Raw genomic sequence first — 13,462 nt, 5'->3', positions numbered from 1 at the left:
GGCAAAAAATACTGATGCCGCAGCGTTGTAGCGCGCGCCAGAGTAGCATCAATCAGGCTGTTTGAGCGCATTTGTAACAGGGACCAGCATGGCGGCGCGTTGTGCAATGCGCCGATTGCGTCAGTCGCCGTCGCCGGCCCTGATCATGGCCTGCTGTTTGGCGTTCAGCGTGCCCACGGCATCCTTGCCTCCTGCGATGTTAGTCAGGCGGATTTCACTTGCCTTGGTAAACCGGTGGCCGATGCGGATCGTATACGAGCGCGAGATCCAGCTCCAGAAACCCTGTTCGAAAGTGGCTTCATCCATGTCGCGCCACTTGACGCCGGCCAGGCCTTTTTTCCAGGGCAGCACGCCGGAAAATACCCACACGCCCACGTCGTCGTAATACAGCTGCACGCTGCGCAGCTCCAGGATGCGGTAGCCCACAATGCCGACCGAAACAGCCATCACGATGGCGGCGGCGATCTCGTTCGCATAGGTAAAGGTCAGCGGAAGGATTGCACCGAACAGCACGGCGGCCAGGGCAAACACGCCGAGGTAGGCGATCCAGGACTTGACGCCGACGACGTGGGCGTTGGGGCCGCTGCTTGATGCGTTATCTTCGTCCATCGGATCTGCCTTGGGTGGTTAGGTGTTCGAGATTGTAACCGGGGTTGCGGGCGTGGGGGCGGTTGCGGGATGCCGTCGGGACGGCGTACACGGTAGGTCGGATAAGCGTCAGGCCTACGCTCTGCAGCACGTTCACACCAGCGGCAGCGCCGTCGTATCAAACCCCTCCTGCAGCATCCTGAGCATATCCCCCGGCGACATCCGCGCCGACATGTCGCTCCCCTCCAGCAAGCTGTCCGCCAGGTCGCGCTTGTGCTTGTGCAGGTCGACGATGCCTTCTTCAATGGTATGCCGCGCCACCAGCCGGTAAATGGTCACCGGCCGCAGCTGCCCCATGCGGTGCGCGCGGTCCGAGGCCTGGTCCTCAACCGCCGGATTCCACCACGGATCCATATGAATCACATAATCGGCCGCCGTCAGGTTGATGCCCACGCCGCCTGCCTTGAGGCTGATCAGAAACACGTCGCCGGTCCCGCCCTGGAACGCATCCACCCGTTTTTTGCGCTCCTGCATCGGCGTCGAGCCATCCAGGTACTGGTACCCGATCCCACGCGCATCAAGGTGCTCGCGAATCAAAGTCAGGTGGTCGACAAACTGGCTGAACACCAGCACCTTGTGCTTGTTCTCAAGCAGGTCGTCAAGCAGCCGCGCGAACACGGTCAGCTTGCTGCTTTGTAGCTTGAGCTCCGGCGCCACCAGGTTCGGATTGCAGCAGGCGCGCCGCAAGCGCATCATCTCGGCCAGGATCTGGATCGACTTCTGGCTCTCCGGCGCCTCCAGCGCGGCCAGCTTGTCGAGCGCATCGCGGCGCAGCGATTCGTAGAGCGCCGTTTCTTCCTGCGTCAGTTCGACCGGCAGCAAGATCTCGGTGCGCGGCGGCAGTTCGGACAGCACCTGCGCCTTGGTGCGGCGCAAAATGAACGGCTGGATCAGGCGCCGCAGGCGTATCCGCGCTCCCGCCTCGGCGCGCTTGTCCTGGGCTTTTTCAATCGGCCCCGCAAAGCGCAGGTTGAACTGGTCGCTGGTGCCCAGCAGGCCGGGATTTATAAAGCGGAACAGATTCCACAGTTCGCCCAAGTGGTTTTCCAGCGGCGTGCCGGTGGCCACCATGCGAAAGTCGCCCTGCAACGCCATCACTGCCTGCGAACGCTTGGTCGCCGTGTTCTTGATTGCCTGCGCTTCGTCGAGCACGATGCTGCTCCAGCGCGGTTTGGCAAACAGCGGCGCCTCCAGTTGCAGCAGCCCGTAGCTGGCCACAACCAGGTCGAACGGGCCGGCGTCAAGCAGCATGGCGGCCCGGTCGCCCGGGCCAAACAGCTTGATGTTCAGCGTAGGCGCAAAGCGCGCCGTCTCGCTGATCCAGTTCATGCACACCGACGTGGGCGCGACCACCAGCGCCGGGCCCTGCGAGGCGCGCGAGAGCAGCAGCGCCAGCGCCTGCAGCGTTTTGCCAAGGCCCATGTCGTCGGCCAGGCAGGCGCCCACGCCCCAGTGGGCCAGGCGCGCCAGCCATTCAAAACCGTCAACCTGGTAGTCGCGCAGCTCCGCCTGCAAGGTGCTGGGCAGCTGCGGCGTAAAGGCTGCGCTGCTTGCCATGCGCGCCAGATGCTCGCCCCAGGCCTTGTCGGCCGTGACGCTGCCGGCGCTGCCGGCCAGTTCTTCCAGCGCAAAGCTGGCCAGCGGGTGCACGCGCACGCCGTCGCCATGGTCGGTGCCAAAGGCAGACAACTCCATCAAGCGCCGGTGCAGTTCGGACGTCAATGCCAAAAACTGGTTGTCGCCCAGCGCCACGAAGCGCCCTTTGCCCTCGCGCAGCGACTCTAACAGCGTGCGCAGGTCCATCACGCGAGTCTCGTCGATCTGCACTTCGCCATTCGCGGCAAACCAGTCCTTGTCGCGCTTGATGGTCAGGCGCACGGACTTGGAGTCCGCCTTTTTGGTTACGCGGAAGGACTCGCCCTCGGGCCACGCCATCAGCACCTTGGCCGGGTCCAGTTCCTGCAGTTCGGCCAGTAGTTCAAGGCAGGCGATCGGCTGGCCGAGCAGCCATTCGCCATGATCGGGCTCGGCTTCTTCCAGCGCGTGGCAGGCGGCGATCAGCTGGCGCTCGGCCTCACGTTCCGCGTTCAGGTCGCGCCGCGCTTCCACCCGCGCGCCGTTGACGTCGGCGATCACGCTTTCGTGGCCCGAACCGGGTGCGTAATAGGCGCCCGCATCCGGCAGCGGGCGCACCAGGATCTGCATCTTCAAGCCCTGCTGGTAGGGCAGCAGGTGCACGTGCAGGCGGCTGTCAGCCGCCACCTGGGCGATGTCGGCGGCGCTGCCGCCAATGTCCGACTGCACCGTGACGATCGATGAAATCGCGCCGATCGCTTTGAGTACCTGCTTTTCAGCGTGCAGCGGCACCACCAGGCCGGTCCCGATGATGGCGCCGATGCGCCGATGCTCGTCGCTGATGCGCACCACGCGCAGGCGGGTTGGCGTTTCGCGCGCCACGCACACGTCGTCGGTGTCGTCCAGCACCGGCGGGCGCATGGTAATGGTGACGTTTATCGCGTCGGCCTTGATCGATAGCTCCGGCTCGCCCGGCAGCAGCTCCACCCGGGTGCCGGGCGAATCGATCCAGAACAGCAAAGGGTGGCCGATCAGCGCCGCGACCGATTTTTCAACATCGAACTCATAGCGCGCGCCGCTGCTGCTGTAGTACTTGAAGGCCTTCATGGTGGCGATCACGTTCAGGTCTTGCGCCGTCAGGTAGTCCAGGCCGGCCGCCTCGTCCGACAAGCGCTTGAGGCCAACGGCGCGCCCGCGGCTCCAGCCGCCCTGCGCGTCGCGCTTTTGTTCGCGCGGTTCCAGTTCCTGCACGCCGTAATTCGGATCGAACCGGATGCCCCACACCAGCCGCGTTTCGCGCACTGTTTCCACGTTCACGGCCGGCTGCAGGTTGATCAGCGCATTGAGCTGGCGCTGCCAAGGTTCCTCGCGCTCGAACCAGCCGGAAAAGTCGGTGAAGCGGTGCTGTTGGCGCAGCGCGATGGCGCGCTGGTCGAAGCTGACATAGTTCAGGCGTCCCAGCAATGACGCCAGCTGTGCGCTGATCAAATCAAAGCCGGCTTGCTCGGACAGCGCCAGCATCTCTTCGAGCGCCTTGCGCTTGTCGCCCAGCTGCGGCTGCGCGAGCCAGTAGTGCAACAGCGCGCGGAACATGAATGGCTGCGTGGCGGTTTCCCAGTTACGCGTCGGCAGCACGGCCGCGTCCACGGTGCCGCCGCGGATCTGGCGCAGCATCGACAATTGCTGGTAGACGGCGGTATCGTGGTTTTGCACCGCGCGCGTGGCAATGTCCAGGTAAGCCTCGGCCGCCTTGTGGTGTTTGGGGTCGGTGCTACGCAACAGCGCCAGCACGTACAGGTGGCCGCCAATGCCGGGAAAGCACATTTTGCGCTTGCCGGTCTCGCGGCGCAGCGTTTTGAGCGCCAGCTCGAAGCCTGCCAGTGCTTCGCCCAAGTCGTCGCGCAGCAGCTTGATGACGCTGCTGTAGAACAGTGCCAGCGAGTCGTCCAGCGCGGTCGTCAAGGTGGCGGCGTCGTCCAGCCGGCCGCACAGGATCATGTGCTCGGTCATGACGGTGCGCAGCGCCATCGACGACGCAGCCTGCGCCAGGTGCTTCTCGGCGTAGGTGCGCAGCAGCGGGGCGCTGGCCGGCTCGCGCTGCACGTTCTCGATCAGCACCGTGAGCACTTCGTCGCGCATCTGCGGGTGGATGCGGGCAAACAGCTGCGGCTCGAACGGGCGCGCGCAAATGTCCACCAGCGGGTGCAGGTAAGCGGCCTCGTGGCAGTTCATGCAGGCCGCCAGCAGCGGACTGGCGTCGGTCGGGCCACCCCCGCCGATCAGCGCGATGCGCAACAGCGCAATGCCCTGGCGGTAGCTGCGCAAAATGGCGTGGCCTTCCCAGTTGCGGCGCATTGGCGTCAGGTTGACGTAGGCCGCCGCCAGATCGTCGAAGGCACCGGCGTCCAGCGCCGCCTTGAGCGCCGGCCAGCTGAGGTCCGGCGTGACGTTCCAGCCGCGCCCGACGGTTTGCCCGACCATGCCGATGGTCTGCAGCTTGGCCAGGTCGTGCGCCAGCAGGTCGTCGTCGTCGCGAATGTCGGCTGCCGCCAGGTGCTCGTTGATGCGGGTGCGTCCCATCGGCTCGCCCGCGATCGCGAGCAGCGCGACGGTCATCTTTTCATGAAAATTCAGGGACTCGAACTGGGTTGCCAAATCGATTGCGGTCATGCGGTTCCAGGTAAATTGTCGATGGCCACCGGCGCCACCGCATCGGGCGCGGTCAGGCCGAAGATGCGCAGGTAAAAATACAGCTCTGCTTCGAGCGTGCGCACGATGCTGTCGGCCTTGCGGAAGCCGTGACCTTCACCTTCGAGCGTCATGTAGGCGACCGGCACGCCGCTCTTGCGCAGCGCTTCGACCATCACTTCGGACTGGGGTGGCGGCACCACCTTGTCGTCCAGCCCCTGGAAAAAGATCATCGGGCGCTTGAGTTTATCGGCGTGGTTGATCGGCGAGCGTTCCAGGTACAGCGGGGCCGATTCGCTCTTGGGCGCGATCAGATATTCATTGTAGTGCGACTCGAACTTGTGCGAGTCGGCGTCCAGGCCGGCCAGGTCGGACACGCCGTAGTAGCTCGCGCCCGCCTTAAACACATCATGGAAGGTCAGCGCGCACAGCGTGGTCAGCCCGCCCGCGCTGCCGCCCCGGATCAACAGCCGTTCCGGGTCGACCGCGCCCATCTTGGCCAGGTAGCGCGCGCCGGCCACGCAGTCGTCAACGTCGATCACGCCCCACTGGCCCTTGAGGGCGTCGCGGTAGGCGCGCCCAAAGCCGCTGCTGCCGCCGTAGTTCACGTCCAGCACCGCAAAACCGCGGCTGGTCCAGAACTGGGTGGCCAGCTTGAGCGTATTGGTGGCCATGCCGGTCGGCCCGCCATGGCTGATCACCATTAGCGGCGGCTTGCTGCCGGCTTTCGGCGCCATGTCGGCGTTGACGGGCGGGTAGTGGAAAGCGTGGGCGATGCGGTTGCCCGTGGTGGGGTAGCTGATGCTCTCGGGGACCGACAGGTAGCCCTTGGCGGGCAGCTCGGCAATCGAATGCGCCAGCGCCGCGCGCGCACCCGTGGCCAGGTCGATGCGCGCCAGTTCCAGCGCGACGGTCGGGGCGCCGCCCAGCAGCACCACGCTGCCTTCGGTCACGCGCAGTTCGCGGATTTCTTCGTAATCGTTGGGAATCGCGCGCATCTCGCCGCTGGCGGTGGACAGCTGGGCCAGACGGCTCACGCCATTCTCGATATAGGTGCAGACGATTTCCTCATCGGCGCGAAAGCCGTACATCGACCCGCCGAACGACCAGTGCGGCGCGCCAAATTCTGCCGCGCGCGGGCACAGCTTATCGACCTTGTCGCCGTTCAGCCGGTACAGGTTCCACCAGCCGCTGCGGTCGGAGACGAAGTGCAGCACGCTTGCGGGCGACCATTCGGGCTGGCAGATGGCTTCGTCGACTCCGCCTGCGACCAGGCGCGCTTCGCCCAGGGTGCCGTCGGCGCGCAGTTCGGCCAGCCACAGTTCGGTGCCCTGCCACGGCATGCGCGGGTGGTCCCAGCACAGCCAGGCCAGCGCGCGCCCGTCCGGCGAAACGCGCGGGGCGGCGTAAAAGTCGCTGCCCGAGACCAGCACCGTTTCGGTGCCGTCAGCGTCAATGGCGCAAATCGTATTGACAGGCTGCGCGCTGCCCGCCGCATGGTCTTCGCGCACCGAGACCAGGCGCCGGCGGGAGCTGTCGAGAACAAAGTCGGCATGCCGCTGCGCGCCCTCGCCGGTGAGGGCTGCCGGGGCGGCGCCGCCTTGCAAGACATAGATGCGGTTGTCGGCGAAGTTGGAAAACCATACCGTGCCGCCTGCCACCAGGCAGGCCCCGCCCCCGTATTCATGCACGCGGGTGCGCACGTTGAAGGGCGCCGGCGTCATTTCGGTGATGTGGCCGGCGCGCTGGCGCAGCAGCGTATTGCGTCCACCTTCGCTGGCGCGCCCGGCCAGCCAGTAGATATCATCGCCATCGACCTGCGGCTGGGACAGGGGCGAGGCGCCGGCGGCGACCACGGATGCACTGATCGGGGAAGGCCAGATGCCGTACGAAGCTGCGCTGCTTGAAGCTGCGCTGCTTGAAGCTGTTTCAGTGCTTATAGCTGTCATGGGAAACGCCGATCAGAACGAGGGAGGTAGTGCATGATAGTTAATAGCGCCCGCCCGTGCAATCGGGCCGCGTGCGCACCATGCGCGCCGGCCCGGCCGGGGATGCGATAATAGTGCCTCTATTTTAGCCCTCGATTGTCGACCATGCCACAATTCGCCCCCCTTCAGAACGACACCTTCCTGCGCGCCCTGCTGCGCGAGAGTACCGATTACACCCCCGTGTGGCTGATGCGCCAGGCTGGCCGCTACCTGCCTGAATACCGCGCCACGCGCGAACGCGCGGGCTCGTTCCTGGGCCTGGCCAAAAATCCGGACTACGCCACCGAAGTCACGCTGCAGCCGCTGGAGCGTTTTCCGCTTGACGCCGCCATCCTGTTCTCGGACATCCTGACCGTACCCGACGCGATGGGCCTGGGCCTGTATTTCGTCGACGGCGAAGGTCCCAAGTTCGAGCGTCCGCTGCGCACCGAAGCTGACGTCATGGCCCTGCGCGCGCCCGACCTGGGATCGCTCGACTACGTATTCAATGCCGTGACCCAGATCCGCACCGAGTTGAATGGCCGCGTGCCGCTGATCGGTTTTTCGGGCAGTCCGTGGACGCTGGCCTGCTACATGGTCGAAGGCGGCGGCTCCAAGGAGTTCCACACCATCAAAAAGATGCTGTACAGCCGCCCGGACCTGATGCACCACATCCTGGCCACCAATGCCAGCGCCGTTGCCCATTACCTGAACGCCCAGATCGACGCTGGCGCCCAGGCCGTCATGATCTTCGACTCCTGGGGCGGCGCGCTGGCCGACGGCGCCTACCAGACGTTCTCGCTGCAGTACATGCAGCAGGTGCTCGGCCAGCTCAAGCGCGAGAAGGACGGCGTGCGCATTCCGGCCGTGGTGTTTACCAAGGGCGGCGGGCAGTGGCTGGACCAGATCGCCGACATCGGTGCCGACGCGGTGGGCCTGGACTGGACCGTGGACCTGGCGCGCGCGCGCGCCCTGGTCGGCCACAAGGTTGCGCTGCAGGGCAACCTGGACCCGGCGATCCTGTTCGCCAGCCCGGAACAGATCCGCGCCGAAGTCGAGCGCACGCTTACCGCCTACGGCAAGCCGGCCGCCGGTTCCGGGCATGTATTCAATCTGGGTCACGGGATTTCACAATTCACGCCGCCCGAGTCCGTCACTGCCATGGTCGAGGCTGTGCATAGCTTCAGCCGCAAGCAGCGCGCATCCGTGTAGTCTGGGTACAGCCGCGTGATCCTTCACGCGGCTTCAGGGCCGCTTTCCACCTTGCGCGCGATGCTTCAAAATCACACTTATTCACAATTTTTGGAAACTGCTTGCCGGGTTTCCAAAATTTTGAAAAACAAAATTGAACTTTTGTAAGTTATTGATTCTAATAGAGTAAATATTTTTCGCTCAGCTGTTTTGACGATGTCCATAGTGCCGGTTGACAGAGGGAAAAGCAGGTTTTTCCCAGCTTGTCCACAAAGTTATCAACAGCCTCTGTGGATAAAATCGAAAAGTGCTTCGTTTACCGTGAGTTAGGCGATTAGCGAAGGTTTCACTTTAAGTTTATGCTGCATTGCATGATATTTTGATATCACGGCAGCATTGTTTTGTCAGCCTTGGCCGCAAATATCTCGGCGGCATCCCTGGAGCGCACTGGCGGGCTGGAAAACCCGTCATCGGGCAGGCTAAATCGACTACAAACTGCACAAGCGAAGCGGCACTTATGCACAGCCGAGCAAGTCAAACAATTTTTGACTTCCCACGGGCATGAAATTTTCAAGTACATGATTTTAAACGATTATTTTTTTCGCGTTTTCGGTATTCCGCGACCCGTATTGTTTTGTGACAAACGTTTTGATCCGAAAGAATTTGTTTGTCCACAAAGTTGTCCACACCCTGGCCTGCCCTAAACGCCAGGCAACAAAATGGCACCCGACGGCGCCCCTTGCGCCACTAATCTTGAAGCGAACCGGCCCCTGATGTCGTATTGCATCCTCAGTCTTGCGCTCGATACGCCGCTTAACAGCTGCTTCGACTACCGCTGGCCATGCGCGCCGGGCGAGGAGCCGCAGGCCGGGCAGCTGGCAATGGTCAGTTTCGGGCGCCGCGAGGTAGTCGGACTCATTGTCGAGGTCAAGCACGACACCGAGGTCCCTGCCGACAAGCTCAAGGATGCCCTGGCCGTGCGCAGCCAGCTCGCGCCCCTGTCTGCGGCCTGGCTGGCGCTGGCCGCCTTTGCCGCCGACTATTACCAGCGTCCGCTGGGCGAGGTAGCGCTACCCGGCGTGCCCAAGAACCTGCGCGTGCTGACCACCGTCAACCTCGACCGCGCCCTGAAAAAACTGGCCAAGCATACGGACGCGCACGACCATACTCCGTTCGACATGCCCGTTTTGAACGGCCCGCAGCAGGAAGCGGCCGACGCGATCGGGGGTGCGCAGGGGTTCACGCCGATTTTGCTGTACGGCGTAACCGGCAGCGGCAAGACCGAAGTCTATTTGCAGGCTTGCGCGCAGGTGCTCGCGCGCGAAGCCCAAGGCCAGATCCTGATCCTGGTCCCCGAGATCAACCTCACGCCGCAGCTTGAAGGGAATATCCGCGCGCGCTTTCCCGGCGTGATGCTGGCCACGCTGCACAGCAGCCTGTCCGAGGGCGAGCGCATGCTGCACTGGCTGGCGGCGCACCAAGGCCAGGCGCGCATCGTGCTCGGCACGCGCCTGGCGATCCTCGCTTCGCTGCCGCACCTGAAGCTGATCGTCATCGACGAGGAGCACGACCCCTCATACAAGCAGCAGGAGGGGCTGCGCTACTCGGCGCGCGACCTGGCGGTGTGGCGCGCGCGCCAGCTGGCCATTCCCATCGTATTGGGTTCGGCCACGCCCTCGCTCGAGAGCTGGCACCACGCGGGATCGGGGCGCTACCGCAAGCTCGAGCTGCGCGAGCGCGCCGTCAAGGACGCCGTGCTGCCGCGCGTGAAACTGCTCGACATGGAGCGCGACAAGCCCAAGGACGGGCTGACCTCGCACCTGGTGGCCGCGCTGCGCCAGAGGCTTGAGCGCGGCGAACAGTCGCTGCTGTTTTTGAACCGGCGCGGGTATGCGCCCGTGATCACGTGCGAATCGTGCGGCTGGATTAGCAACTGCACGCGCTGCACCTCATTCATGGTGCTGCACAAGCCTGAGCACCGGCTGCGCTGCCACCACTGCAGCCTGGAGCTGCGCATCCCGCGCCACTGCCCCACCTGCGGCAATGTCGACTTGCAGCCGCTCGGGCGCGGCACCCAGCGCGTGGAAGAAGGGTTGCAGGCCATGTTCCCCGAGGCGCGCATCCTGCGCATCGATGCCGACTCCACGCGCAAGAAAGGTAGTGCGCAGGCCGCGTTCGACACCGTGCACCGGGGCGAAGTCGATATCCTGATCGGCACCCAGATGGTCGCCAAGGGGCACGACTTTAAAAAGCTCACGCTGGTGGGGATTTTAAATCCCGACACCGCGCTGTTCTCGCAGGACTACCGCGCCAGCGAGCGGCTGTTCGCGCAGCTGATGCAGGTGGCCGGGCGCGCCGGGCGGGCCGCGCGGGCCGAAGGCGGCAGCGTGAGCGAAGTGCTGATCCAGAGCCGCTACGTGGCGCACCCCTTATATTCGGCGGTGGTCAACCACGACTACGACCGTTTCGCCAGCAGCTTGCTCGAAGAGCGGCGCCAGGCCGCGCTGCCGCCGTATATGTACCAGGCATTGCTGCGCGCCGAAGCCCCCGAGCTTGCCACCGCAATCGCCTTTCTGGAAGCGGCGCGCGACTGCATCGCCAACGACGTCATCACCATCAACGACCCGATTCCGATGACGATGACGCGCGTGCACAATGTCGACCGCGCGCAGTTGCTGGTCGAGAGCGCATCGCGGCCCGCGCTGCAAGCCTTCCTCAAAGAATGGCTGAGCACGCTGCGCGACATCAAAAGCCGCGTCAAGTGGTCCCTCGAAGTCGACCCCCTCGACATCTGAAGTATTTTGACCCTGGGTCGGCTTGCCAGCGGCTATCTGGATACCCATATAGAATCGACGCACGGAACAACCAACGGGAATTATTTAATGAACAAGCTTACAGTCGATGTCGCGGTAATCGGGACCGGCACCGCCGGCCTGGCCGCGTACCGCGCCGCGCGCGCGCAGGGGAAAACCGCGGTCGTCATCGAGAGCGGCCCCTACGGCACCACCTGCGCGCGCGTCGGCTGCATGCCGAGCAAGCTGCTGATCGCAGCCGGCGAGGCGGCCCACATGCTGGCGCTGGCGAGCGGCTTTGGCGTTCATGCAGGTGAAACGCGCATCGATGGCCGCGCCGTCATGGCGCGCGTGCGCACGGAGCGCGACCGCTTCGTGGGCTTCGTCCTCGAAGGCGTCGACCATATTCCGGATGCCGACAAGCTGCGCGGCCACGCGCGCTTTACGGGACCGCATGCGCTGCAGGTGGACGATCACACCGCCATTGAAGCGGCGCGCATCGTCATCGCCAGCGGTTCGACCCCGGTCATGCTGCCGATCCTCAAGGATGTCGGCACCGGCGTCATCGTCAGCGACGATGTGTTCGCCTGGACCGACTTGCCGGCGTCGGTCGCCGTCATCGGCACCGGGGTGATTGGCCTGGAACTGGGCCAGGCTTTGAGCCGGTTAGGTGTGCGGGTGAGCTTTTTTGCGCGCGGCGGCAGCGTGGCCCAGCTGAGCGACCCCGAGGTGCTGCACGTGGCGGCCAAGACACTGGAGGCCGAACTGGACTTGCGCTTTCAGCAGACCATCGTCAAGGCGCAGCAGGATGGCGACGAAGTCGTCCTCACCACGCGCGACGCGGCCGGCGCCGAGCGCAGCGAGCGCTTTCAGTACGTGCTGGTGACGGTCGGGCGCACGCCGAACGTGAACAATATCGGCATCGAGACCACCGGCCTGGAGCTGGACGCAAAGGGTATTCCGCTGTTCGATCCGTCCACCATGCAGTGCGGGACCAGCCATATTTTCATCGCCGGCGACGCCAACAACGAGCGCCCCGTGCTGCCCGAGGCGGCCGACCATGGCAAGATCGCGGGCGACAATGCGGGCCGGTATCCCGACGTGCGCCCGGGCCTGCGCCGCACGCCGCTGGCGATCGCGTTTACCGAGCCGCAGATCGCCACCCTGGGCGAGTCGTACCATGAGCTGTGCGCGCCGGGCCGCCCCAAGTTTGCGGTGGGTTCGGTATCGTTCACCAACCAGGGCCGCAGCCGCGTGATGCTGCAAAATCACGGCATGCTGCGCGTGTACGGGGAGTATGCGACGGGTCGGTTTTTGGGCGCCGAGATGATCGCGCCGCGCGCGGAAAACCTGGGGCACTTGCTGTCATGGGCTTGCCAGGCACGGATGACGGTGGCGCAGATGCTGGAGATGCCGTTCTACCATCCGGTGATCGAGGAGGGCGTGCGCACCGCGCTGCGCGACCTGGCGGCGGAGCTGGAGAAGGGCGCGCCTGCGCATTGCGAGGATGCCGAGATGCTGCCGGGAGATTAATGTACGGGGGTGGCTACTGGCCGGTCAGATCGAACCATAGGGCGGAAAAGCGTAGCGCATTCCGCCAGCCAATTGCGACAACGCGCGCAGGGCGATCGTCAAGATCGTGCTGTCGGGCTCTTGAGGCGTTGGCGGAATGCGGGCTTTGCCCTTTTCCGCCCTACGTTTTCCACGGCATGCCGGCGTGTCGTTTTCCACCCGACGTTTGCCACGGCATGCCGGCGTGTCGTTTTCCACCCGACGTTTGCCACGGCATGCCGGCATGTCGTTTTCCACCCGACGTTTGCCACGGCATTCCGGCTCTGTCGTTTTCCACCGAACGTTTGCCACGGCATGCCGGCGTTGTCGTTTTCCACCGAACGTTTGCCACGGCATGCCGGCACCGTCGGGTTCCACCGACGTTTGCCACGGACCGTAGGGCGGAAAAGCGCAAGCGCATTCCGCCAGCGCCGCCTAGTTCAAGTACGCCGCATCCAGCCGCCCCTCGGCGGTCAGTTCGCGCAGCACGCGGATCGTATCGATGTCAGCCTCCTGGTACGCCGACTTGCGAAATTCGTCATACATCGCATTGGCTGCATCCAGAGCCGCATCATGCCCGTCGTCGTACTTGAAGCGCACGTACAGCGTGTGCTCGCCGGGCGCCTCGATCGTCATGGTCAGGCTTGAGGCGCTGATGTCGCCCTGCTCGTCGATTTCATAGCGCACCTGTTCGAGCGGCGTGAGGATCACGCGGTCGGTGATGCGCAATTCGCCGTAGCGCAGCACGCGCCTGAAACTGCCGCTTTCCCGCTCGTCTATCGTGCATTCGTCCAGGTGCGGCACGAACAGCTTGGGCGAGTCGGCGCGCAGCACCAGTCCGCGCCACAATTGGTCGCGCGTGATGGTCTCGATCAGCGGATTGAGCGGGTCGTTAATTTCAATCAGGTGTTCAAATTTCATGGTGCTCTCGGGTCAAATGGCGCATGCTGCGCCGATAGCCGCATGGTAACGCAAGGGCTTGGTCGCCGCCACTTTGTGTGCACCGAAAACTTGCCTTGCGCTACACTAGCGCCTGAAAATCGACAGCCA

General features: G+C 64.3%; 8 protein-coding genes. 3 read left to right on the top strand and 5 right to left on the bottom strand.

What is annotated here, in order from left to right; genetic code table 11:
• Window positions 1-120: 120 nt before the first annotated feature.
• The 3 genes from ACP7BV_RS10110 to ACP7BV_RS10100 all read right to left on the bottom strand — a co-directional run bounded on the left by ACP7BV_RS10110 (window position 121) and on the right by ACP7BV_RS10100 (window position 6,860).
• Complete coding sequence (locus tag ACP7BV_RS10110) at window positions 121-609, bottom strand: hypothetical protein (protein ID WP_426103682.1); 489 nt, start codon at window positions 607-609, stop codon at window positions 121-123.
• 132 nt (window positions 610-741) lie between these two features.
• The gene (locus ACP7BV_RS10105) at window positions 742-4,893 is read right to left on the bottom strand and encodes a DEAD/DEAH box helicase (protein ID WP_426103681.1); all 4,152 of its coding nucleotides are present in this window, start codon (window positions 4,891-4,893) and stop codon (window positions 742-744) included.
• Window positions 4,890-6,860, bottom strand: a complete 1,971-nt coding sequence (locus ACP7BV_RS10100; protein WP_426103680.1) for a prolyl oligopeptidase family serine peptidase — start codon at window positions 6,858-6,860, stop codon at window positions 4,890-4,892. Before ACP7BV_RS10100 ends, ACP7BV_RS10105 begins: the two co-directional genes overlap by 4 nt.
• Before the next feature lie 144 nt (window positions 6,861-7,004).
• Between ACP7BV_RS10100 and hemE the strand changes: the two genes are divergently transcribed.
• The 3 genes from hemE to ACP7BV_RS10085 all read left to right on the top strand — a co-directional run bounded on the left by hemE (window position 7,005) and on the right by ACP7BV_RS10085 (window position 12,394).
• A complete protein-coding gene (gene hemE / locus ACP7BV_RS10095; RefSeq protein WP_426103679.1) occupies window positions 7,005-8,090 on the top strand; it encodes a uroporphyrinogen decarboxylase in 1,086 nt (361 codons plus the stop codon).
• A gap of 752 nt (window positions 8,091-8,842) precedes the next feature.
• Window positions 8,843-10,864, top strand: coding sequence for a primosomal protein N' (locus ACP7BV_RS10090; protein ID WP_426103763.1), 2,022 nt, complete (start codon window positions 8,843-8,845; stop codon window positions 10,862-10,864).
• An 87-nt stretch (window positions 10,865-10,951) separates the two neighbouring features.
• On the top strand, window positions 10,952-12,394 hold the full coding sequence (locus ACP7BV_RS10085) for a dihydrolipoyl dehydrogenase (RefSeq protein WP_426103678.1): 1,443 nt from the start codon (window positions 10,952-10,954) through the stop codon (window positions 12,392-12,394).
• Between the two features lie 24 nt (window positions 12,395-12,418).
• Here ACP7BV_RS10085 and ACP7BV_RS10080 read toward each other — a convergent pair whose 3' ends face one another.
• Together ACP7BV_RS10080 and ACP7BV_RS10075 are read right to left on the bottom strand one after the other, a co-directional pair.
• Window positions 12,419-12,790 (bottom strand): hypothetical protein, encoded by a 372-nt coding sequence (locus ACP7BV_RS10080; protein ID WP_426103677.1) that lies wholly within the window; start codon window positions 12,788-12,790, stop codon window positions 12,419-12,421.
• Between the two features lie 57 nt (window positions 12,791-12,847).
• The gene (locus tag ACP7BV_RS10075) at window positions 12,848-13,333 is read right to left on the bottom strand and encodes an SRPBCC family protein (RefSeq protein ID WP_426103676.1); all 486 of its coding nucleotides are present in this window, start codon (window positions 13,331-13,333) and stop codon (window positions 12,848-12,850) included.
• Window positions 13,334-13,462: the final 129 nt, after the last annotated feature.

It is taken from the genome of Massilia sp. TSP1-1-2 (assembly GCF_049896185.1).
In the GTDB taxonomy this organism is placed as follows: domain Bacteria; phylum Pseudomonadota; class Gammaproteobacteria; order Burkholderiales; family Burkholderiaceae_D; genus Telluria_A.
Note: the sequence above shows the minus strand (reverse complement) of the source record. Positions and strands in the feature narration are given on the sequence as shown.

Bases quoted from the DNA above. Each gene is read 5' to 3' on its own strand.
- ACP7BV_RS10110 (WP_426103682.1), bottom strand. From the start codon at position 609: ATGGACGAAGATAACGCATCAAGCAGCGGCCCCAACGCCCACGTCGTC.
- ACP7BV_RS10105 (WP_426103681.1), bottom strand. From the start codon at position 4,893: ATGACCGCAATCGATTTGGCAACCCAGTTCGAGTCCCTGAATTTTCAT.
- ACP7BV_RS10100 (WP_426103680.1), bottom strand. From the start codon at position 6,860: ATGACAGCTATAAGCACTGAAACAGCTTCAAGCAGCGCAGCTTCAAGC.
- hemE (WP_426103679.1), top strand. From the start codon at position 7,005: ATGCCACAATTCGCCCCCCTTCAGAACGACACCTTCCTGCGCGCCCTG.
- ACP7BV_RS10090 (WP_426103763.1), top strand. From the start codon at position 8,843: ATGTCGTATTGCATCCTCAGTCTTGCGCTCGATACGCCGCTTAACAGC.
- ACP7BV_RS10085 (WP_426103678.1), top strand. From the start codon at position 10,952: ATGAACAAGCTTACAGTCGATGTCGCGGTAATCGGGACCGGCACCGCC.
- ACP7BV_RS10075 (WP_426103676.1), bottom strand. From the start codon at position 13,333: ATGAAATTTGAACACCTGATTGAAATTAACGACCCGCTCAATCCGCTG.